Annotated in this window: 17 protein-coding genes and 1 pseudogene; all 18 read right to left on the minus strand. The window is 46.6% G+C overall.

Features of this window, described 5'->3' with window-relative positions; translation table 11 throughout:
• Positions 1–516: 516 nt before the first annotated feature.
• The 18 genes and pseudogenes from CW734_RS17925 to ssb all read right to left on the minus strand — a co-directional run bounded on the left by CW734_RS17925 (position 517) and on the right by ssb (position 22,624).
• On the minus strand, positions 517–861 hold the full coding sequence (locus CW734_RS17925; protein ID WP_157824192.1) for a Shedu anti-phage system protein SduA domain-containing protein: 345 nt from the start codon (positions 859–861) through the stop codon (positions 517–519).
• 2,276 nt (positions 862–3,137) lie between these two features.
• Positions 3,138–3,302: a hypothetical protein gene (locus CW734_RS18435; protein ID WP_157824193.1), complete on the minus strand. Its 165-nt coding sequence runs from the start codon at positions 3,300–3,302 to the stop codon at positions 3,138–3,140.
• Positions 3,303–3,514: 212 nt separating this feature from the next.
• A pseudogene (gene rlmH, locus CW734_RS17930) lies at positions 3,515–3,981 on the minus strand (23S rRNA (pseudouridine(1915)-N(3))-methyltransferase RlmH).
• An 88-nt stretch (positions 3,982–4,069) separates the two neighbouring features.
• Positions 4,070–4,234 carry a CxxH/CxxC protein gene (locus tag CW734_RS17935; RefSeq protein WP_101192082.1) on the minus strand — a complete coding sequence of 55 codons (165 nt, stop codon included), beginning with the start codon at positions 4,232–4,234 and terminating at the stop codon, positions 4,070–4,072.
• Between the two features lie 317 nt (positions 4,235–4,551).
• Positions 4,552–5,754, minus strand: coding sequence for a S1C family serine protease (locus CW734_RS17940; protein ID WP_101192083.1), 1,203 nt, complete (start codon positions 5,752–5,754; stop codon positions 4,552–4,554).
• A 401-nt stretch (positions 5,755–6,155) separates the two neighbouring features.
• Positions 6,156–6,944, minus strand: a complete 789-nt coding sequence (locus CW734_RS17945) for an MBL fold metallo-hydrolase (protein WP_101192084.1) — start codon at positions 6,942–6,944, stop codon at positions 6,156–6,158.
• A 13-nt stretch (positions 6,945–6,957) separates the two neighbouring features.
• Positions 6,958–7,761 carry a two-component system regulatory protein YycI gene (locus tag CW734_RS17950; RefSeq protein WP_101192085.1) on the minus strand — a complete coding sequence of 268 codons (804 nt, stop codon included), beginning with the start codon at positions 7,759–7,761 and terminating at the stop codon, positions 6,958–6,960.
• Complete coding sequence (locus CW734_RS17955; RefSeq protein WP_232787131.1) at positions 7,748–9,073, minus strand: YycH family regulatory protein; 1,326 nt, start codon at positions 9,071–9,073, stop codon at positions 7,748–7,750. The genes CW734_RS17950 and CW734_RS17955 overlap by 14 nt, the downstream gene beginning before the upstream one ends.
• A complete protein-coding gene (walK, locus tag CW734_RS17960) occupies positions 9,064–10,890 on the minus strand; it encodes a cell wall metabolism sensor histidine kinase WalK (protein ID WP_101192086.1) in 1,827 nt (608 codons plus the stop codon). Before walK ends, CW734_RS17955 begins: the two co-directional genes overlap by 10 nt.
• A 5-nt stretch (positions 10,891–10,895) precedes the next feature.
• Positions 10,896–11,603 carry a response regulator YycF gene (gene yycF / locus CW734_RS17965; RefSeq protein ID WP_058382289.1) on the minus strand — a complete coding sequence of 236 codons (708 nt, stop codon included), beginning with the start codon at positions 11,601–11,603 and terminating at the stop codon, positions 10,896–10,898.
• A gap of 785 nt (positions 11,604–12,388) precedes the next feature.
• Complete coding sequence (locus CW734_RS17975; RefSeq protein WP_101192088.1) at positions 12,389–13,675, minus strand: M23 family metallopeptidase; 1,287 nt, start codon at positions 13,673–13,675, stop codon at positions 12,389–12,391.
• A 355-nt stretch (positions 13,676–14,030) separates the two neighbouring features.
• A complete protein-coding gene (locus CW734_RS17980; protein WP_101192089.1) occupies positions 14,031–15,317 on the minus strand; it encodes an adenylosuccinate synthase in 1,287 nt (428 codons plus the stop codon).
• 144 nt (positions 15,318–15,461) lie between these two features.
• Complete coding sequence (gene dnaB, locus CW734_RS17985) at positions 15,462–16,817, minus strand: replicative DNA helicase (RefSeq protein WP_058382286.1); 1,356 nt, start codon at positions 16,815–16,817, stop codon at positions 15,462–15,464.
• Positions 16,818–16,828: 11 nt separating this feature from the next.
• A complete protein-coding gene (gene rplI / locus CW734_RS17990) occupies positions 16,829–17,278 on the minus strand; it encodes a 50S ribosomal protein L9 (RefSeq protein WP_068459461.1) in 450 nt (149 codons plus the stop codon).
• Positions 17,275–19,251: a DHH family phosphoesterase gene (locus tag CW734_RS17995; RefSeq protein ID WP_101192090.1), complete on the minus strand. Its 1,977-nt coding sequence runs from the start codon at positions 19,249–19,251 to the stop codon at positions 17,275–17,277. The genes rplI and CW734_RS17995 overlap by 4 nt, the downstream gene beginning before the upstream one ends.
• A 14-nt stretch (positions 19,252–19,265) precedes the next feature.
• Positions 19,266–20,219, minus strand: a complete 954-nt coding sequence (locus tag CW734_RS18000; RefSeq protein WP_101192258.1) for a YybS family protein — start codon at positions 20,217–20,219, stop codon at positions 19,266–19,268.
• 1,620 nt (positions 20,220–21,839) lie between these two features.
• The gene (rpsR, locus tag CW734_RS18005) at positions 21,840–22,076 is read right to left on the minus strand and encodes a 30S ribosomal protein S18 (RefSeq protein WP_058382282.1); all 237 of its coding nucleotides are present in this window, start codon (positions 22,074–22,076) and stop codon (positions 21,840–21,842) included.
• A 53-nt stretch (positions 22,077–22,129) separates the two neighbouring features.
• Positions 22,130–22,624 (minus strand): single-stranded DNA-binding protein, encoded by a 495-nt coding sequence (ssb, locus tag CW734_RS18010; RefSeq protein WP_069577003.1) that lies wholly within the window; start codon positions 22,622–22,624, stop codon positions 22,130–22,132.
• Between the last annotated feature and the right edge of the window lie 34 nt (positions 22,625–22,658).

Raw genomic sequence — 22,658 nt, forward strand, 5'->3', positions numbered from 1 at the left:
TTTATTGATATAAAGAACGCATGACAATTCAGTTTAATAACCGGATTGTCTTTAGCATTTGGACAAGGCATGTATAAGTTAGACTTTATTTAATAGGATACACCTCATTTACTTATGATAAGTCTCACCGTACTGTATATAAATGAGGTGTCGTTTCATCTTTATGTATTTAATAATCTACTCAAGTTAATCTCCAACTTAAGAAGGCTGCCTTTATTGATTCAGACCTCTCTAGCTGTATCAGAGGTGACCGAAAAGTGGGGCATATCCCAAGAAAATTTTGGATTAGCAAGATATTTTCGAGTTACCTGTATTAATCCGATTTATCTAGTTGCATTGAAATTTGATAGTAATAAAATTTAATCCGCCTCTAACTTACTACCAGTTAATAACGTTAATAATGATTTAGCATTTTCTAATAAATCATCATAGGTAATTACCTCGATTTTATCTCTAAAACTAAATTTCTTTCTAAGCTTCTCTTTGTTTCTAGTGTCAGAGTATTAGATCTTCCAATTACCACATAGCCTTTTGGTGAATACAATTCTTGAATTTTTCACGTGCATATGAGTTATTATGTTCAATCCACTCTAACCAGTCCATTATTTGTTGTTCTGCATGTACCAACGCACTGGCTGGATTGCCTTGTTTGGTATAAACATTTAAAGTACTAGCTTCAATTTCAACAACATCATAAAGTCCATTATATCTTTTCAAAACATAGTCAGCTTCGTATTCCGAACCAAACCTATGCTTATCTAATACCTCAATATATTCTGTTCCAAATAAAATTGGATAAGTCGTTAATATTTCTTGTAGTCTATTCTCATTTCTCGAGATATTATTTAATCCTACTGACAATTCATTAATTCCATCTTTTAAATTATTAATTACAAATTGAGCACTATCCAGTTTTTAGTTTTCCATTAATTTATTCTTATAATAATTTACTTCACCGAATGAATAAATTCTGGGTATTTTCGCTACTGTCAATTCACCTTTGTTTTCAAAATCTGGAACCAAAGTATCTGCAAGTTTGTATTTTTACTTCATTATTTTCATCTATTAACTCGAAACCATGTTCATATAACTGGTTATAATAGCCGCTAAGGCTCTTCCAATTTATCGTGATTTAGGAAAACAGGTATATTGTAAATAACTGACATAGCCAATTCATGAAGTATTGTTTGTCTAATTCATCTTACGACGCTTCAACAGATGTTTGCAATAATGCTACCATCTCAAGACTGTTATAGGAGCTATTAAATGTATAACAAATAATGTGAAGTAGCGGTTTGTCATCTTGATCTACGTCAAAATCATTTCTTTAACAATCTTGTAAAACTCAGAATCCTTTTCATATTTCTCTATATTTATTTCAACGTCTTTTTGTAGATGAATACCTTTCATATTCTTCGTCAGTGTTCTCGCCATTCATTGTAATAAAAGTACGTAATAAAGTGGATTTCTTATACAAATCTAACCTATTCATGCATTTCCCTTTAAAATAAATACCTCTTTCATCGTTTCAAATTCATGGATAGAATTAAGAGATTATATAAGACTCATCGCACTATAACTAAAAGTTCTCTAGTCTTCTCATATTAAATAAACACGAATTTACTATTTTTGTTAAAAATTTAGAACTAAGCTGCTTTAAATACTGCTTAATTAAGTGCCGCAATCGATATTTAAATATTTCATCTGGATGATTATCAATTTCTTCATTAAAATATTCAATTGCATCTCTTATAATAGTATCTTCTTCCTATAACCTATTGCTGCAATACACTGAAATATTTCATGGCAATAAGACCAGTGAGAATGTGTTATTTCACCTAGCGGTAAAGGCAAAACCATTTATTATTTTTCATTTCTGTTATTACACTTTCTTTCTTAAACTATTGTCATTTTTAATTTATAAAAGAATATTTTAAATTCATTTACTTTGTCTGTATCAGTATCGGTAAAATTTTGTTTTCTTGTATTTTCGGCCATTATTTTAGGAGATGATTTCTGTAATTACTTTTGTTCTGGTTTGTAGCTTTAATATAACTTCATTTATAAAACTAGACTCTCCTTAGTAAATTTTCAAATGAATATCATCATAATTTATACTGAAATCCTTATTCTTATTCATCCAGTCAACTACTTGTCAACACTATATTTAAAATTCAAATTTGTTTTTCGGCTATACTAGCTAATTCGTCCAACCTTTGTAAGAAACTTTTATAGATATATCGTGATCCAAATCTTTAATGAATATCGAAAATGGTTAACCTCATTTATAATCTGTTCGTCCGACATGAATAAAGGAATTGTTGACTCTACATATGTATCCACTTGTTTAACTATTTCCTAAATTGGGCTTTAGAAAATCACCTGTTAAGAACCATTCGAAAATAATTGGTATGAGGTTTGCATCATACTATTATTTAAATTTCTTTAATATAATGCCATATAATCCGGAAAGTTTTCTTTAGAATTGTATGTATCAAAAATATGCTAGTATTTTCTTCATCTTTTCCGGCAATAGTACCATTTTACATTTATGATCTACTACAAATAAAACTACAGAAAACAAATTTTATAAATATCTTCTTTATTAAATTTTGCGTTAAACATATCTTCAGGTATTTCATGAATTACTTTTTATAAATAAATCGCTTTTCTAAAGTGCGTAAATTTTTAAATTCATTCTCTTGATAGATTCCTTTAATTATTGGCCAAGTATTGTTACCCATTATTTTTCAGGGCATCTTTTGAATAAGTTAATTTTATAAATACGATCAATAGATTTTTCAGCGTATTCTTCGAATGTTATTTTTCCTGATTTGAAAAGTTGTCGGACGAAGCTACTAAAATTATTTTAATTCCTTATTTTTGTAATAGAATCTATAAAACCAAATACTTCTTTGATGTCGAAATCATCATTTTTCTTTCTAAGTCATCAATAATTGTTATGTTGGATTTAATTTTCAATTGTTTTGGATACTTATAAATATATCGGAGATTAAGGGTATTGAAATATTGAACCCAAAGTGAGAAATATTAATATTCTTCATACTATTTAATACCTTTTAAATTTAGCTTCGTGTTTAGACAATAATAGATAATATAATTCTTGGTAGAAAGCATCAATATTTCTTTGCCAAACAATGAAATATAGTAAAAGTTTTCTTTATCTTTATAGAATCCATTGTGTATTGTTTTCCCAATACCCACGTTCCATCAAATAATATTCTTCGATAGGGCAAATCATCAAGTTTGTCTATGACATCCATAATTTTGGCAGCTTCCATTAGTAACACCTTCTTCATTAGAATTTAATTTCGAGAAAATAAAAACAAAGTGATTGTTGGAAGTGGAAGTAAAGGCAATCGAGGATTGATGATTCACAGCAAAACTTTTCTATCTTCAAAATATTAAATGTTCATTAGATTATAACCATGCAAATGCTCACCTAAAATCTACTTTCAGTAATATCATATTATTTTCCTCTAAATAACCTCATTTACTTATGATACGGTTCACCCTTCATAATCCGAAAACCACGATAAACCTGCTCCAGCAAGATCAACTTCATCAATTGATGCGGGAATGTCATCTTCGAGAACGATAATTTCTCATCCGCGCTTCAAGACTTCATCATGCAACCCAAGAGAGCCCCTGATGACGAAGACAACTTTGCTGCGGCCGTAAGTCATAAGTGATTCCATGTCTTTGGCGAGCTGCTCGGAGGTTCATCTTGCCGTCGATCGCGAGGGCGATGACGTAGGCGTCTGTGGGATTTTAGCGAGTATGCGCTCGCCTTCTTCTTTGACGATTTCCATATCCGCTTCGCTCAATTGCTCCGGCGCTTTTCGTCCACGACTTCCACTTCCATAATTTTGCATAAGCCCCTAAGCGTTTTGCATATTCTGCAATGCCCGCTTTCAAGTATTTCTTCAGTTTTCCGACGGTCACAATGGAAATGTTCACAACTTATCCCCTTTACACGAAATTTACAAACAAGTTGCCCACAGAGTTTATGCACATATCCACAGGCCATTCTACATCTTGTAGAATTTTATTTATCCGCCACAAGATACAATGCCTGTTCTTCACAGTAGTTGCACTTTGTGGATAACTTTTTACTATCTGATAATTCAGTCAGTATGGGATAGCTTTCCGTTTTGGCAACAAATTCGTCAAGCCCTTGTCCCACATGCGTTTGGCAGCAATATAGCTCCATTTTTACGCCTCCTTTCGATTTCCGAATATTCAACACAGTTATACACATTTCGTTCCCTTTTATCCACAATCCATTTTAACAGATATAAAACACTACGGATAGCGAAGCTTTTAGCACCTGTGGATTGTTAACAATCGATTTTTAACAAAAAAGTTATCCACATGCCATTTTCCCGAACAATTGCCCCATTTCAGCTAAAAATTCGTGCTACGAAGTGTATAATATTCAGCTGATTTTTATTTCTTCCTTTCATTTTCGGAAATGAAAAAAAACAGTTCCAATCGGTGCATAAAACACCATTTGGAACTGTTGCGATATTATTGTGTGGAATTGTCGGTAAGTTCAAGTTCGAATTCGAGCAATTCGCCGTTTCGGTATGCTTTTACTTGCAGCATATCTCCGATTTGTTTTTCGTTGTAAAGATGCTGACGCAACTCGATAATATCGCCAATTTCTTCACCATCCAGCTCGACGATAACATCGTATTGGCGCATGCCCGCTTCATCCGCCGCAGAAGACGGAACCACTGAACTGACGACGACGCCCGCTGTAATGTCATCCGTCAAATTCAATGTATCTTCACGGTATGTGCTCGGCACTTGCGCCAAATCAATCAGCGTGATGCCCATCGCCGGACGCACCATTTCACCCGTTGCTTCGAGTTGATTGATGACCGGCAGTGCCGAGTTGATCGGAATCGAGAAGCCGATGCCTTCGACTTGCGAAGTGGCGATTTTCATCGAATTAATGCCAATCAATTGGCCCGCCAAATTGACGAGTGCGCCGCCGCTGTTACCAGGGTTGATCGCCGCATCTGTCTGCAAAACTTCCGCTTGCCAGTCTTCTGTGCCGTCACCATCCAAGTCGACCGGAACGGCCCGGTCAGTCCCTGATACGACGCCGCTCGTCACAGAACCGGAAAATTCAAGGCCAAGCGGATTGCCGATCGCAATGACCGCTTCTCCGCGCTTCAATGCATCCGAATCGCCCAGCTCCACAACGCCTTGCACTTTGTCATTGCTCATTTCAAGGACAGCCAGATCAGTCCAAATATCGCTGCCGACTACTTGGGCATCGACTTTCGTCCCGTCGGCCAATGTCACTTCGATGCCACTCGCGCCGTCAACGACGTGATGGTTCGTCACGACATACGCGGTATCGCCTTCACTTTTATAAATGACGCCAGAACCCGTGCCGACTGCCTGTTCCTGGCTTTGCGAGAAGAAATCCCCGCCTGTCTGGAGATTCGACACGCCAACTACCGCATCCGACGCCTCATCGACGGCCTTCGTCACATCGGTCGTGATATCAAGCGACGCGCCTTGCTGCTCACGGTTTTGCTGCTGGATCTGGGTGCCGGAATCAGTTGACTCGGTCCCTGGCAATAAGCCCGGTGCTTGCGAAAACAATAGCCACATCAATAGCGCCCCGACCAGCACGCCGAACACCCCTGCAAAGAAACTGCCTGCATGGCTCGGCTTCGGCTGCCTGCCATTCGGCGTTTGATTGTAATAACCCATAGCCTCCATCCTCTCTTATGCCTCTCTTTTTATCATAAGATGTACCCGCTAAAATGCAAGCAATCCTACCTGTACAAGCCCATCAGGAAGTCATCACTCAACTTACTTTGTACACTTTTTAACTGGATGATTGGTCGCAACGCAGTTAGGTGATGCACTCCAGCAACTGTTGCTGCGCTATCTATATTCATTCCACTCTAGCTGATGGGAGTGAAAGTGGCGACTCCGGGAGGATCAGCGAGACATTTGAGACCCTGGACTGAGCGCAGCGAAGGAAGCGGCTCAATGCGAGCCCTCCGGAAAGCGTCCACTTTCACGGACATCAGCGGTTCAAAAAATCTAAAAAAACTGTCCCAGTAGCCATTTTCATGACTTCCAGAACAGTCTCTCTCTACATCTATTCACACCACAACCAAAGGCGTCGCTTCAGTCGGCGAGGTATCAAACAAATCGACATAATCGCCGACGAAGATGCCTTTCGTCTGCAAGGTCTGCTCGACGCTCATGCGCGCGAGGTCTTTCATGTTATTGTCTTTACTCAAATGCGACAAGTAGATGCGCGTCGGCTTCTCCGCGAGCACTTCCGACATCGCCACCGCCGCATCTTCATTCGACACGTGCCCGACGTCGCTCAGGATGCGTCGTTTGACCGACCATGGGTAGCGCCCCATCTGCAGCATGCCGATGTCGTGGTTGCTCTCAAACACATAAGCATCGGACGCGCCGATGATGCCTTTCATGCGGTCGCTGACATAGCCCGTATCGGTGATCAGCGCAAGCTTCCTGCCGTTCTCGTGGAACACATAGAACATCGGGTCCGCCGCGTCATGCGACACGCCGAACGACTCGATGTCGAGGCCGCCAAACGATTTCGTCGTCTCCATATCAAAATGGAAGCGCTGCTCGACCGGAATCTCGCCGACCAGCCCGTCCATCGCCGTCCACGTTTTGGCGTTGGCGTAAATCGGCACTTTATGCCGGCGCGCGGCGATGCCGAGCCCTTTAATGTGATCGCTATGCTCATGGGTGACAAGAATGCCGTCGAGCTTGCCCATATCGCGGCCGATGGAGGCGAATAACGACTCCAATTTCTTGCCGCTAAGCCCTGCGTCCACTAAAAACGCATGCTCGTCGTTTTCTATATAGATGGCATTGCCAGTCGAACCGCTGGCCAATACACTAAAGCGCATAGTTAAAATCTCCTTACTCTGCTGTTTCCTCTTTCTGTTTGTTCAGCTCAATGACACCGTCCTTGATGGCATTGACGAAATGATCCGTTTCCTCGCCTTCGGAATCCTTCACGCGGATGCGCCAAGTTGGGACGAACATTTGCCGGTTCTCCGATACTTGAACATGTGTCGAATAGCCAAGTTCAGCTTCGGTGATGCGGCTGTTTGTCTCCAATAAGCTCTTCTGGTAAAGGGTATGGATTGCCTGAAGTGGTGAAATCAATTTCTTTTGTTCTTCATTTTCGATGATGTTGTCGAATAAGGTCTGCTCAAAACCGATAACGGCGTCATTCTCATCCCAGAACACGGTCAATTGGCCGCCCTTGCTATAAAACAACGGGACACCCGCCATCTGCTGGAAAAACACCGCGTGGTTCTGATCTTCATCGATTTGCCAAAAGCTGTATTCCGAGCTTTCCGGTACTTCCTCTTCAATGAAAGCTGCCAATGCGTCTGCTTTGTCGCCCTCCAAGTCAATCGGTTCATCGTAAGTTACTTGCAGCATCCGGTCTTCCAGGACGTTGACGATGCCATCAATATCCAATTCGGTGCCAGCAAAAGATTTCGATTCACCGCGTACGTATGGCTTGTCTTCTGAGACTTCCGGCAAAGCGGAATAAGTGATATTATCACCGCGTAATTTCTCATCGATGGTCGATTCCGGAAGCAATTCAATTCGTTCTGCTTCCGTATAGCGGTCGATATACAACGAATACAAGAAGACATTTAGAATCGAAAAGACAACTATGAAAATGGTTTTTGTTTTACTCCAATCCAAGCTTCACGCCTCCTACTGATTCGTCAGATAGCCGTGTCCATTTGCCATTTGCTTTATAATACCAAGCGGGTTGAAAGGTGATCAAAGGCTCTGATTCAGTCAGTTCGTAGCCGATCGTTACCGCTTCAATTGTCGATAGGTCCATTTCAAGTCGGGCCAAAGCATCCAATACCGCTTCGCCAGACGCCATTTCAATTGTGCGGGTTTCTGCGACCGAATCAAGCAAGTAAGTCGGGCGGCTATAGCGGAATGCCTGCTCAATGCCGTTGTCTATACCCCATTCAACATCTAAACTTACAGCTGTCATATTGCTGAAAACCGGGGAACCTTCGAAAAACAGCTGATAGCTGATCTGCTGATTGACCGATTTCATGCCAAAATACACGTATTGATCGGTCCATCCTCCATGCTCATTAACAAAGTTGATGGAGTTGAACACGAGATCGGACGGAATCGCCGGGTCAGAGGTTTCGGCTTTAGGCTGCACGTAATTGATGCTTTTCTGGCTATCCAATTCACGCATGATCGCACCCGAATCATCGGTGAACTCCTCACTTTGCAGATCCCCTGCAAATTCTGCAGACGGGCTGTCCATAATGGCATCCGCAAAGATGGCCGCCGAGGTTTCTTCCAATAGGTAGTCAAAGCCAGTCTTCTCTATCGGATCTTCCGGCACATAAACCGGCAAATTGCCGATGCGCGGATCCGTGATATAGCGATCATATTCTTCCGACTGTTGCACATAATCGCCGCGGAATTTTACCAACTCTGTTTCCGATACTTGTGCCTCGTATACACGGCCCGAGCCGGTGTTGATAAAATAAATGACGGAATCGGGATCTTCCTCTGTTCCCCATTCGACAACAACGCGGTTGAAGGTCGATTCCGGTAGATTATTATCGGTAATGTCCATAATGGCATCGAACACAGGGAACGGCACAGCACCTGGATAATACAGCACGGTGCGCCCTGGATTTTGTAAATATTGCTTCAGTACTTCTGTCCCTGCTTCTTCTTCAAATATCTGGACATCGGAAATTTGCCATTGCTGGATTGTTTCCAGCATCTCTTCGATTTCAGTCTGGGAAAAAGTGCCGGTCACTTTATCTTCGTGATGATACAGCACTTTCACCGGCCGGACGACTTCGTCTGCACTGCGCTTATCGCCGATTGCCACGTCCACTTGTGTAGGCGTTTCAATCTCTTCAAGCGACGGGGTGAAGGTCCAGATTGTGAAGGTCAGTGCTAAGCTGAGAAAAATCAGGATGAACAGGGCAATGGATTTTACATGCTCCAAATACTTCAATCCCATTCACCTCCATCATCAATTTCATATGGCAAGGTGAAGTAAATCGAAGTCCCTTTGCCGTACTTGCTTTGTGCCCAGATTCTGCCGCCATGGGCATTGATCATTTCCTTCGAAATCGCAAGGCCCAGTCCCGTTCCGCCCATTGCACGCGAACGCGCACGGTCGACACGGTAGAAACGGTCGAAAATCCGCTCGACGTTTTCTTTCGGGATGCCCATTCCTTCGTCGCTGATAGAGACGAGCAATTCGCCTTCTTTCTCACGGACGGAAAAGCGCACTTTACCGCCTTCCGGTGAGTATTTCAAGGCATTAGAAATGATGTTATCGATGACTTGCGTCAATTTATCGGTATCGATTTCCACAAAATACTGCGATTTTGGCACTTTACGCTCAAATGACACGTTTTGTGATTTCGACATCTCGAAACGGTCAATGATTCGATTGAAGAACACGCCGAATTCGACCATTTCGCGGCTCAAATCCGCTTCGCTCGAATCCATCTTCGACAGTTTCAGCAAATCGTTGACGAGGCGGATCATCCGCTCGGTCTCGGTCTGCGTCACATTAAGGAAATTCGGTGCAAGATCCGGATCTTGCCACGCCCCATCAGCGAGCGCCTCCAAATAACTGCGCATCGTCGTGAGCGGTGTCCGCAATTCATGCGATACGTTCGCCACAAACTCGCGGCGTTCCATATCGATCTTCTCCTGCTCTGTATTATCGTGCAGAACGGCAATCAAGCCGTTGACAAAACCGGTCTCTTTTTGGATGACCGAGAAAGTCGTGCGCAACAGCGTCGCTTGATCCTGCGAACTGATATCCAGCGTGATTGCATCGCGCATATCGATTAAATCTTCAAATGTATAGGATTCATCAAGACCAAGCACTGTCGTGACCGGCCGGTTGATGACTGTTTCACGTGAAACATTCAATAATTGCAAAGCCGGTTCGTTGATCAAGATGATGCGCCCTCTGCGATCGGTCGAAAGAACACCGTCCGTCATATTGGCAAGCACCGAGGCGAGCTTTCGCCGCTCACTTTCCGTTGACTGCTGGGATTCCTGTAGCCGATTCGTCAAATGGTTGAATGCACGGGCAAGTTGGCCGATTTCATCTTCACTATAGACGCGGACTTTGCGCGAGAAATTGCCTTTTGCCATCGCTTGCGCTTGCTTGCGCATATCAGCGATCGGCCTTGAGATCGTCTGGGCGACCAACACCCCAAGCACAGCCGTTATCACCAATGCAATGGCTGTACCTCCTGCCAAAATCGAGTTGATGGTATCCATTTGGTCATAGACGTTCTCAACTTCCGCTTTGACATAGAGCGTACCGAGCATTTCGCCCCCTACCGCTGTAATCGGCAAAGTCCTGACCCATACCCGTTCTTCCCGGTTGTCGTCTATATACGTCTGTTCTAATAAGGTCTCGCCAATAATGGAACGGCGAATTTGGTCATCTGTCGAACGCTGGCCGACGAGCGATTGATTCTCACCCGTGGAAGTTCCCAAAATACGGTAGCGATTATCGACCACGCGGATTTCATCAATATCACCCGAATCAAAATTCGTAAGGACCGACCGCAGGCTCTGCTCGATGGTCAAGTCTTCATCTGTCCGATTGCGGATCATTTCTTCGCGCACGCTGAATTCGATGATTTCCATCCGGTCTCTAATGGAATCCTCGAAGTTCCCTCGCAATGTTCCTTCAAGCTGCTCGGAAAAATAAAGGCCGATGATCTGCATCGCCAAGAGAATAAGCAAAATATAAATCAACACAAATTTCACATGGATCGACTTAAAAAAACTGGTTTTCAGCATTCAGCCTACTCCTGTTCAGGGTTCCGCAGGTAGTAGCCGACGCCGCGACGCGTCACGATCCACGCTGGGTGACTCGGATTGTCTTCAATTTTTTCACGCAAACGGCGAATCGTGACGTCCACTGTCCGCACGTCGCCGAAATAATCATAGCCCCATACCGTCTGCAGCAAATGCTCACGCGTCATTACTTGCCCGATATGCTTCGCCAAATAATGCAATAGCTCGAATTCACGATGTGTCAATTCGATCGTCTCTTCACGCTTCAACACCAAATATGCATCCGGCTGGATCGTCAACGACCCTACCTGGATATCGTTCGAGCCTACGCCTTCCTCTTCTGCCGGCACGACGTTCTGGCGCCGCAGATTCGCTTTGACACGTGCAATCAATTCACGCGTCGAGAATGGCTTCGTCACATAATCATCCGCTCCGAGCTCAAGCCCTAGCACTTTGTCGATCTCTGAGTCCTTCGCCGTCAGCATAATGATCGGAAAATCGAATTTCTTGCGCACTTCGCGGCATACTTCCATGCCGTCGCGGTTTGGCAGCATGATGTCGAGCAGCATCAAGTCCGGCTGAATTTCTTCCGCCACTTTGATCGCCTCGTCGCCGTCATAAGCCACGACCACATTAAAGCCTTCTTTTTTCAAATTAAATTGCAAAATATCCGCAATGGGCTTCTCATCATCCACAACTAATATTGTTTTATTCATCTATCTTCTCCCCCTCTGATTCCCATTTGTTTCACCTGTACACAGCCGTTTTGACATTCTTTGCTATCCTTTACTTTACCATTATTTCAAGCATTTCGCACCTTTGGATGGTCACAGCGGGGCTCAGCGGCGTGAGGGTTCTAGAGTCGTAAACGCCTGATAAGGGTTTGCTTGTAGAAACTGTTTTTGCATTCTATTTGTGCTTCAGCTTAGTAGTCGCCGCCCTGCTTTGGGTTGGCCTCTCTCCATGAGCCAAGAAGAACACTTGTCTTACGGCTTCGGCTCACCCCTTTACGCTATGCGGCTGAGAGATTTCGTTGATTCAGGTGCGTTTAAATAGATCTGTTTCTGTACGAGTTGCCGGCTAGTGGAGGAATCGCTTCCCAAGATGCAGCATCTGACAAATAGGTGCTTGAACCGAATATCTTGCTGGAAGATGAGGATTGAAAATCGCATTCTCTTTGATCCAAATGATACGAGCTACAAACCATGACGTATTTCCTCATTTCCCATCGAGTGGACAGAAGAAGTTTTCTTCCCATTTAAAACTAGAGACGGAGTGGAAGGGGGCTGACGCCTGTGGGACCATGCGGGCTGGCGAGACAAACGTGGCGCGCCCTTTGCGGCACGTTGGCTCAACACCCGCCCCACGGCAAGCAGCCCCCTGCAACGCAGTCGAAAAGCGGAAGCTTTTCTAATCACCCATTTCAAACTATCCCACAAGCTATCTATACTGAAATACGCAAAAAAAAAAGCTCCCAGCACGCTGGCAGCTTTTCAATCGTTTATTTCTTCACATAATCCAAAGGGTCGCGGTCTTGGCCTTCGTAGGAAAGCTCGAAATGCAGGTGGATGCCTGTAGAGCGTCCTGTCGTGCCCATGTCGCCGAGTTTCGTATGCGGGGATACTTTATCGCCCACCTTGACGTCAATCGATGACAGGTGCGCATAGATCGTCTCATAGCCGTTCTTATGGTCGACGACGACGCGGTTGCCGAATGTGCCGGCTTTACCTGCTTTTGTCACCGTCCCATGGTCTGCGGAGACGATATCGAGCGTATCGGGCCGCGCGATGTCGATGCCTTTATGGGCACGGCCCCAGCGCTGGCCTTTCTTGCTTGAAACGTAGCCGCCATCTGCCGGCCACGTGAATTCGCCTGTGCCGATGCCCGGCAATTCTTTCTCGCCTTCAAGGACAATTTTGTCGACCGGCTCTTTCAGGATTTTCTCGCGTGTTTCGGAACGGCCGACGCGTTCGCCGTTGACTTCGCGTACAGCGTAGCTCACGGCTTTTTCGCCGCGCTTGCCTTTTTGGCCGACTTCCGTTTCGCCGATATAGACATCTTTGCTGTCTTTTTCGACCGTTTCGTATGGCATTTTCTTCAAAGCTTTTTCGGCTTTATTGACGAGCACGTCCACGCCGAGCTCATCTGTTACGTGTTCTGCAGCTTGTTTCGGCTCCATCACTTGTTTTGGGTCAATCTGCTTCGACAAGCCATTGATCGGTTCCGAAAAGGAAATATCGGTGATGCGCGATTCGCCCGCTTTTAGCTCAGGCAGTTCGTTTTCATCTTGCTGCTCTTCGAATTGCTCGAGCTCTTCTTCTGTTAAGGCGCTTTGTTTCATGAGCTGGACGGTCTCTTCATAAGCTTTCCGGTCTTTCACATAGACCGCCGCTTCACCGTCGACTTGCAGGGCGAAGGCTTCCGCTTTAACCTTTAATTGCTCGTCCAGCTGGCTGATGACCGCCTCGTCGTCCGTCGAGCTGGATGCCACGGCTTGTTCGGTTAAAATGTTCAGCTTGTCACTCGGCGCGAGGCGCAGGTTGTCGTATTCGCTTGAGGCCGTTTCCAGTTTTTCATCAATTAATTCGTCGATCGGCGCGTCGTCTGATACGGCTCCGAGGTAACTGGTGTTGTGATATATATGATAAACCGGCTCCAGGTTTTGCGGCTCATTCGGTTCGGCAAAAATCGTGTTGGCGCCGAATGCACTGGCAGCTAAAACGAGGGCGGTTCCGATTTTCCATTTGCGCAGTTTCAACTTATCTTCGTTCTGGTGTTTCGCGTTCATGTTGCGGGTCTGGCTCCTTTCGTTCTCCCATCGCGGGGTCTTCCGTTTTTTTAACTTCCCCACTCTACCACATCCGTTTTCAAAGGCTCACCCGATAAACTCATTGTTACAGAAGTGTTATTTACCATACAGTATTATCCAGTTATTGTCATGATTTTCTTTAATTCTGCAAATAGAGGTAAAAAACTTATGATTTCCGTCCTTATTTTCCATTTGGCAGCTATTTCCTGTGACCTTGTTGTCATAAACAACATATAAGCACGCGAGACGGCTTTTTCATTTATGGCGAATTTGTAACAAACGCAAAAAAAGCCACTGCCCTCTTAATTAGAGGCAGTGGCTTGTGGGTATTCGCTTAACGCCAAACGCTTTTGACGATGTTTGTCTGGTTGCGGTCCGGCCCGACAGAGAAAATCGAGATTTGGACATCGGTCAATTGCGAGATGCGCTCCAAGTAATGGCGCGCGTTTTCCGGCAATTCATCCAATGATTTGCACGATGTTACGTCTTCAGACCAGCCTGGCATTTCTTCGTAGACCGGTTCGCAGTCTGCGAGCATGCGCAAGTTCGCCGGGTATTCCGTGATCAATTCGCCTTTGTAACGGTAAGCTGTACAGATTTTCACCGTATCAAGCCCCGTCAAGACGTCGATCGAGTTGACAGTCAAATCCGTCAATCCGCTGACGCGGCGTGCGTGGCGGACGACGACGCTGTCGAACCAGCCGATGCGGCGCGGACGGCCTGTCGTTGTGCCGAATTCCTTGCCGACTGTGCGGATCTTATCGCCGATGTCATCGAATAATTCCGTTGGGAACGGGCCATCGCCGACGCGTGATGTGTAGGCTTTGCAGACGCCGATGACGTGGGAAATATTCGTCGGGCCTACTCCTGCGCCAATCGTTACCCCGCCCGCTACCGGGTTGGATGACGTGACGAACGGATAGGTGCCTTGGTCGATATCGAGCATGACGCCTTGTGCGCCTTCGAACAATACGCGGCGGCCGGCATCAAATGCATCGTTCAGCACTTTCGATGTGTCGGTCACATATTGTGCGATTTCCTGTCCGTATTGATAATACTCTTCCATGATCTCTTCGACCGTGAAGCCGTCTGTTTCATAGAATTTCTCGAACATGCGGTTTTTCTCTTTCAAGTTCATGCGCAATTTCTCTTCGAACACGACGTGGTCCAGCAAATCTGCGATGCGGATCCCGACACGTGCCGCTTTGTCCATATACGCAGGCCCGATGCCTTTTCCGGTCGTACCGATCTTGTTGGCGCCGCGGCGCGCTTCTTCCACTTCATCTTGCTTGATGTGGTAAGGCAAAATGACGTGTGCGCGGTTTGAAATGCGCAAGTTCTCCGTCGTCACCCCGCGGTCGTGAAGGCCTTTCAGCTCTTGCACAAGCGCTTTCGGGTCAACGACCATGCCGTTGCCGATGACCGATGTTTTATCTTTATAAAAAATCCCCGATGGAATCAAATGCAATTTATACGTTTCGCCGCCAAAAATGATTGTGTGGCCGGCGTTATTGCCGCCTTGGTAACGCGCGATTACTTCTGCGTGTTCCGACAGAAAATCCGTGATTTTCCCTTTTCCTTCGTCTCCCCATTGCGTTCCTACTACTACGACTGATGTCATCGTCCGCACCTCCGTTAGGCTTGTCGCCCTGTTTCAAACAGTCTTTATTGTACCAATAGAGCGCCGCGGCGTCAATATGAAATCAAAGAAAACACGAACATCGAAATGCATGTCTGCATTTAATGTTCGTGTTTAATAGTTGTGCTAGAAATCGCCGCCGCCTTCTTGGTCAGCCCAATCGATGGTGACGAACTTATTGTATTCCTTCACAAACGCCAGCTTAACGGTGCCGGTCGGGCCGTTCCGCTGCTTGGCGATAATGATTTCAATCATGTTCTGATCTTCGGTTTCTTTATCGTAATAATCTTCGCGGTATAAAAACGATACGATATCGGCATCTTGCTCAATCGATCCGGATTCACGCAAATCGGACATCATCGGCCGTTTGTCTTGCCGCTGCTCAACCCCACGGGATAGCTGCGACAAGGCGATGACCGGGACTTCGAGTTCACGCGCCAGCCCTTTCAAAGAACGGGAAATATCGGATACTTCCTGCTGGCGGTTTTCGCCGGCTTTGCCGGGTCCTTGGATCAGCTGCAAATAATCGATCATGATCATGCCGAGGCCGTATTCCTGTTTCAAACGGCGGCATTTCGCGCGGATATCGTTGACGCGGATACCCGGCGTATCGTCGATGAAAATGCCGGCATTCGATAAACTGCCCATGGCCATCGTCAGCTTGCGCCAGTCTTCATTCTGCAACGCACCGGTCCGCATGACTTGGGCATCGATATTGCCTTCCGCGCAGAGCATCCGCATGACGAGCTGCTCTGCCCCCATCTCCAAACTGAAGATCGCGACATTCTCTTCGGTTTTCGTCGCGACGTTTTGCGCGACGTTGAGCGCGAAGGCCGTCTTACCGACGGACGGGCGGGCAGCAACGATGATCAAATCGTTGCGCTGAAAGCCCGCTGTTACTTTGTCCAAATCGCGGAAACCGGTCGGGATGCCGGTGACATCGCCTTTACGCGTATGCAATAGCTCGATATTGTCGTAAGTTTTCACCAATACATCTTTAATATGGATAAAGTCGCCCGCATTTTTGCGGCTCGACACTTCCATCATTTTCTTCTCCGCTTCGGCAAGCAAAGCCTCCACTTCGTCTTCACGCGTAAAGCCGTCTTCGACGATTGTGGTGGCCACTCGGATGAGGCGGCGCAATAAAGCTTTCTCTTCCACGATATGGGCGTAATGCCCAACGTTTGCGGCTGTCGGCACCGCATTGGCGATCTCGGTCAAATACGATAGGCCGCCGACATCTTCCAGCTCTTTCTTGACCGATAGCTCTTCTGTCACCGTGACCAAGTCCACCGCTTTGCCGCGGTCCGTCAAATCGATCATCGTTTGGAAAATCTTCTGATGGGCGACGCGGTAGAAATCCTCCGGCATAACGATTTCCGCTACGGAAACAAGTGCCTGTGGCTCCAGGAAAATGGCCCCGATGACGGATTGCTCGGCTTCCTGGTTATGCGGCGGGACGCGGTCGATCGATTCGTTCATATCTATTCCCCTTACGCTTCTTCAGTAACGTGCACACGCAATGTCGCGGTTACATCGTGATGCAATTTCACCGGCACATTCGTATAGCCGAGCGCGCGGATTGCGTCGTCGAGCTCCATTTTACGCTTGTCGATTTTATGGCCATGGGTCTTTTCAAGTTCTTTCGCTATTTGCTTGGTCGTGATCGAGCCGAACAAGCGCCCGTCATCACCGGATTTCGCTGTCAGTTCAATCGTTAAAGCTTCAAGTTTTTCTTTCAGCTCTTTCGCTTCATTCAATTCCTGCTCGACTTCCTTTTCCTGTTTCTTCTGCTGGCCGGCGAGTTTGCTCATCGCCGCCTGGTCAGCTTCTACAGCCAGATTGTTCTTCAACAGGAAGTTGTTCGCGTAGCCGTCCGCCACGTTTTTGATGTCGCCTTTTTTACCTACGTTTTTTACGTCTTTCAAGAAAATCACTTTCATTCTTCAGATCCTCCTCCATCATTTTCCGTTAATACGGCCTTTAATTGCCCGACCGCTTCTTCAAGGCTTGCATCCGGCATTTGCGTGGCCGCGTTCGTTAAATGGCCGCCGCCGCCGAGATTTTCCATAATGACCTGCACATTGACTTCACCGAGCGAGCGTGCGCTGATGCCCACGCCGCCTTCTGTCCGTTCTGCGATGACGAATGACGCGTTGACGTCTTTCATCGTCAGTAGGATATCCGCCGTCTGGGCGATCAGCACGGGGCTGTAGATGCGCCCCGGCTCGCCTTTTGCGATGGCGATGCCGTCGCCGACAAATTCCACGCTCTGGACGATTTTCGCCCGCTCGATATACGTCTCGAGGTCTTCTTTCAATAATCGCTGCACAAGCACCGTATCGGCACCGTTCGAGCGCAGATAAGAGGCCGCTTCAAAGGTCCGGGCGCCGGTGCGCAGCGTAAAGCTTTTCGTGTCGACGATGATCCCGGCGAGCATCGCTGTCGCTTCGAGCATCGTCAATTTTTCGTGTTTCGGCTGGTATTCGATCAATTCGGTCACGAGCTCCGCCGTAGACGATGCGTACGGCTCCATATAGACGAGCATCGTATTGGTGATGAATTCCTCGCCTCTTCTGTGATGGTCGATCAAGACGACGCGCTCCATGCGCTGAAGCAGGCGTTCATCGATGACCATCGACGGTTTGTGCGTATCGACCACGACCAGCAAGGAATGCTCGGTCATTTCCGATAATGCCTCTTCCGGGGTAATGAAACGCTCGAACAAGGCCGGATCACTTTCGATTTCTTCCATCAAGCGCATGACGCTGCGGTCGTATTCGTCAAAATCAATGACGATGCGGCCTTTGACGCGGTTCATTTCCGCCATTTTGGCAACGCCGACCGCTGCGCCGATCGAATCCATATCGGGCATTTTATGGCCCATGACAAAGACTTGGTCACTTTCCTGGATCAAATCGCGAAGCGCATGCGAAATGACGCGTGCGCGCACCCTCGTGCGTTTTTCGACCGGGTTGGTTTTGCCCCCGTAGAACTTGACCTTGCCGCTCGGATGCTTGATCGCCACTTGGTCGCCTCCGCGCCCAAGCACCAAATCCAGCCCCGATTGCGCCATGGCGCCCAGTTCGATCAAGGAAGCAGAACCTGCCCCGACCCCGATGCTCAATGTCAGCGCCATATTGTCTTTCGCTGTCACTTCCCGGATGTCATCAAGCACCGTGAACTTGGTTTCTTCTAATTTCTTCAAGATGGATTCATTGAACACTGCCATAAAGCGGTCCGAAGAAATCCGTTTCACGAAAATGCCGTTATCAGTCCCCCATCGATTGATCAAGGACGTCACCAGGCTATTTAAATTACTGCGTACCTGATCGTCCATCCCTTGAGACAATTCATCGTAATTATCGATGAACAGGATGCCGATGACGGTCCGGTCCGCATGATACAAAGTTTCAATCTCCACTTGTTCGGTAATATCGAACAAATAGAACAAGCGGTCATCTGCACGGTAATAGACGCGGTATTTGCGGCCGCCGAGCGACATGACCATTTCGTTCGATTCGGCAGACTTGACCAATTGGTTAAATTCTTCCGTCAAGCTATAAATCGATTCACCAATCAGCGTCTCGTAATCAAGCGCCGAGGTGATATAGGGATTGGCCCATTCGATTTGCTGATTTTCATTGACCAGCAAAATCCCGATCGGCATCTCGAGCAATGCTTCCTCGCCGACTTTCTTCATCCGGTAGGACAGCGTTTCGATATGCTTCTCGGTCTCTTCATAGTTGCGTTTCTCCAGTACCCACGCCGAGGTGATCGCCGCCCCGTAAAGGATGGCGAAAATGCCCGCGCCCCATTCAGACCAAAGGGAGATGAGGATCACAGCGGCCATGCCAAGAGCCAGCAATGCCAGCAATGGGTATCTTAGATTACGTTTCCTGAAAAAAGCCGACATTTCTCTTCAGCTCCTTACTTTCCTTTAGACTCGTGCGCCCGCTTGATCCAGCCCCGGATGTCGAAGCCGAGATCCAAAATCCCGATGATGCTCGTAAACGACTGCAAAGGAAATGCCAGAACCGTCACAACAACCATCACCCAGCGGGGCCAGCCCTCTTGGTGGATATAGAAATGATAGAACGATACCCCCTGCAAGAACAACAGGAACTGCAAAAGCATCGAGGCATTGGCGAAAATCAAATAAGCCATGGTCCCTTGCTCGAAATCCGACAGCAAGGACACCAAAATGACGATCAAATAATACCACAGCACGCTTTTCGGCAAGCGCATCTCGCGGAACGGCGGGAATTTCGGCACTTCGATTCCAAGCCGTTTCAAAATCGGCAACAGAATCAACAACAAGATCCACACCGTCGTAAATACCGACAAAATCAATAGCGTCGGCAGCAAGGTCTCGAAGGTCAGCATGAACTGCGCCACAAGCTCCTCGTATTCTTGCATCGATTCCGATCCGAGGCGCTCCAGCCACGTACCGGCCTGTTCATACGAACTGCGCATCGTCGCCATGAATTCTTCCAGGAAATTAATTCCTAAAAAGGCGATAGCTGCCACATATTGCAACATCAATGATAGCAGCAAGACGATGCTCGCGCCCATGAACATGAACAATTTACTTTTTTTATAATGGATCGACAGCCCAATCATGAGCCCTAGCGGAATGTGGATCAACGCCAAAGGCAATGACAGCAATCCGCCGATCAGAAAGCTTAACACGACCCCGACCGCTGCGACCAGCGCCGACGCCTTTGCCGGATACTTGGCGCTATACCAAGCAATCGGCAATGCCAAAAACAGGGTACTGATTAAACTCAGCACCGGTACATATACAGAAATAGCCAATAGGACGGCAAACAGCGCCGTCATCATGGCTCCATTCGTCAACTGACGTGTCTTTTGGTTAGGCATATCTGCGTTTTTCATCTTCTTTCGGGTTTATTTCATCCGTATAATTGTACCATGATTCAAGCCCCCGAACAAAAAAGGGAGGTTGCCTCACTGTACACCTATCGCCCCGTTTCGAGAAGGAAAAAGTTCGCGCCCTCCGGCAATGGCTGCCTATAGAAAATCATTATCGCTGATTCGCCGGCGGATGGAAATAGTAGATGGAAATAAAGTGTGGGAATCGCTTCCTGGCAAAAATATAAAAGAAGTTAGCGAGAGTTTACTTGTCGAACAGTTTTAGCATTCTACTTGTACTTCATCTTACTATTCGCCGCCCCGCTTTGGGTTGGCCTCCTGCCATAAGCCAGGAAGAGTGCCTGTCTTACGGCATCGGCTCACCCTTTTACGCTGGGCGGCTTGAAGATTTCATTGATTGGGGTGCGTTTAAATAGATCTGCTTCTTTATTATGTTGCCGGCTAATGGGGAAATCGCTTCCCGGGAAAATGTATGAAAAGATAGTGAGAGTTTACGTGTCGAACTGTTTTAGCATTCTACTTGTGCTTCATCTTACTATTCGCCGCCCGACTTTGGGTTGGCCTTTGGCAATAAGCCAAGAAGAACGCTTGTCTTATTGCGTCGGCTCACCCCTTTACGCTTGGCGGCTGAGAGATTTCTTTGATTCGGGTTCGTTTAATCAGATCTGCTTCTTTACGAGTTGCCGGCTAGCGGGGAAATCGCTTCCCGGGATAAGTTTGGAGCAGCTAGTGAGAGTTTACGTGTCGAACTGTTCCAGAATTCTATTTAAGCTTTATCTTATTATCCACCGCCCTGCTTGGGGTTGGCCTTTTGCCATAAGCCAGGAAGAACGCCTGTCTTACGGCATCGACTCACCCCTTTACGCTGGACGGCTAAGAGATTTCGTTAAGTCGAGTGCGTTAAAGCAGATCTGCTTCTTTAGGTAGTTGCCGGCTAGTGGGGAAATCGCTTCCTGAGATGAGCATAGAAGAAGATAGCAAGAAGTTTCTTGTTTACCTGTTCCGATCTTCTATTTAAGCTTCTTCTCAATACTCGCCGCCTTGCTTTGGGTTGGCCTCTTGCCATAAGCCAGGAAGAACGCCTGTCTTACGGCATCGGCTCACCTCTTTACGCTGGGCGGCTTGGTAATTTCATTGATTGGGGTGCGTTTAAATAGATCTACTTCTTTAGCTAATTGCCGGCTAGCGAGGAAATCGCTTCCCGGATGCAGCGTCTGGCACGTTGGTGGATCAGAACTAACTAGCCTCTCTAGACCATAGATAACTTGAGCTACAAAACATGAAGCATTTCCTCATTTTCTATCGAGTGGACAGAAGAAGTTTTCATCCCCTCTAGAACTAGAGACGGAGTGGAAGGGGCCGACTCCGGGAGGATCAGCGAGACAATTGAGACCCTGCAGGAGCGCAGCGACGAAGCGGCTCAATGCGAGCCCTCCGGAAAGCGTGCCCCTGCAACGCAGTCAAAAGCGGAAGCTTTTTCCTCGCTTCTTTTCATTTCTGTCGCATCAGTTGTAAGCTTTGCAGCGCAGCCTTAGCTTTTCCACTCACTTGAATACATTTCCAACACATATAAAAAAGAGGCCGGTTTCCCGGCCTCTTTGGACAATCTTATTTTTCTTCCGCTACGAACGGTAGAAGTGCCATGATACGAGCGCGTTTAACTGCAATCGTCAAACGACGTTGCCATTTAGCGCTTGTGCCCGTAACACGACGTGGCAAAATTTTGCCTCGCTCAGAAATGAATTTCTTAAGCAAATCAGTGTCTTTGTAGTCGATGCGTGTAATGTTGTTTGAAGTGAAATAACAAACCTTTTTACGCTTCTTGCCTCCGCGACGTGGTGCCATATCGAATTACCTCCCTTGTTTTCAAATTTTCTATTCGCTGATGGGCGCCTGGTTTAGAACGGCAGATCGTCGTCCGAAACTTCGATCTTCCCGCTTCCGCTTGAAAACGGATCGTCATCTACGCGAGTATTGTTTTGCTGACTTGGACTAGACGGTTGGTTCTGTTGATAAGATGGCTGCTGTCCATACGAGCGATCGTTTGAACGATCCCCAGATCCGGAGCCGGCGCTTTTCGGTTCAAGGAATTGAACGCTGTCTGCCACCACTTCCGTCGTATAAACGCGCTTGCCATCTTGACCCTCGTAGCTGCCAGTCTGAATGCGGCCTTCGACACCGGCGAGACTTCCTTTTTTGAGGAAATTCGCTGTGTTTTCAGCCTGCTTGCGCCAAACGGTACAATTGATAAAATCTGCTTCGCGTTCACCTTGCGCATTGGAGAATGTCCGGTTTACAGCAAGTGTAAAACGAGCCACCGCCGCCCCGCTTGGCGTGTAACGAAGATCAGGATCTTTTGTCAGTCTTCCGACCAATACAACCCGGTTGATCATCAGAATTCAACCTCCTTCTTCAAGTCGTGTATTA

This window comes from Planococcus sp. MB-3u-03 (genome assembly GCF_002833405.1).
Classification (GTDB): domain Bacteria; phylum Bacillota; class Bacilli; order Bacillales_A; family Planococcaceae; genus Planococcus.

Bases quoted from the DNA above. Each gene is read 5' to 3' on its own strand.
- CW734_RS18435 (WP_157824193.1), bottom strand. From the start codon at position 3,302: ATGGAAGCTGCCAAAATTATGGATGTCATAGACAAACTTGATGATTTG.
- CW734_RS17935 (WP_101192082.1), bottom strand. From the start codon at position 4,234: ATGGAGCTATATTGCTGCCAAACGCATGTGGGACAAGGGCTTGACGAA.
- CW734_RS17940 (WP_101192083.1), bottom strand. From the start codon at position 5,754: ATGGGTTATTACAATCAAACGCCGAATGGCAGGCAGCCGAAGCCGAGC.
- CW734_RS17945 (WP_101192084.1), bottom strand. From the start codon at position 6,944: ATGCGCTTTAGTGTATTGGCCAGCGGTTCGACTGGCAATGCCATCTAT.
- CW734_RS17955 (WP_232787131.1), bottom strand. From the start codon at position 9,073: ATGGGATTGAAGTATTTGGAGCATGTAAAATCCATTGCCCTGTTCATC.
- walK (WP_101192086.1), bottom strand. From the start codon at position 10,890: ATGCTGAAAACCAGTTTTTTTAAGTCGATCCATGTGAAATTTGTGTTG.
- yycF (WP_058382289.1), bottom strand. From the start codon at position 11,603: ATGAATAAAACAATATTAGTTGTGGATGATGAGAAGCCCATTGCGGAT.
- CW734_RS17975 (WP_101192088.1), bottom strand. From the start codon at position 13,675: ATGAACGCGAAACACCAGAACGAAGATAAGTTGAAACTGCGCAAATGG.
- CW734_RS17980 (WP_101192089.1), bottom strand. From the start codon at position 15,317: ATGACATCAGTCGTAGTAGTAGGAACGCAATGGGGAGACGAAGGAAAA.
- dnaB (WP_058382286.1), bottom strand. From the start codon at position 16,817: ATGAACGAATCGATCGACCGCGTCCCGCCGCATAACCAGGAAGCCGAG.
- rplI (WP_068459461.1), bottom strand. From the start codon at position 17,278: ATGAAAGTGATTTTCTTGAAAGACGTAAAAAACGTAGGTAAAAAAGGC.
- CW734_RS17995 (WP_101192090.1), bottom strand. From the start codon at position 19,251: ATGTCGGCTTTTTTCAGGAAACGTAATCTAAGATACCCATTGCTGGCA.
- CW734_RS18000 (WP_101192258.1), bottom strand. From the start codon at position 20,219: ATGCCTAACCAAAAGACACGTCAGTTGACGAATGGAGCCATGATGACG.
- rpsR (WP_058382282.1), bottom strand. From the start codon at position 22,076: ATGGCACCACGTCGCGGAGGCAAGAAGCGTAAAAAGGTTTGTTATTTC.
- ssb (WP_069577003.1), bottom strand. From the start codon at position 22,624: ATGATCAACCGGGTTGTATTGGTCGGAAGACTGACAAAAGATCCTGAT.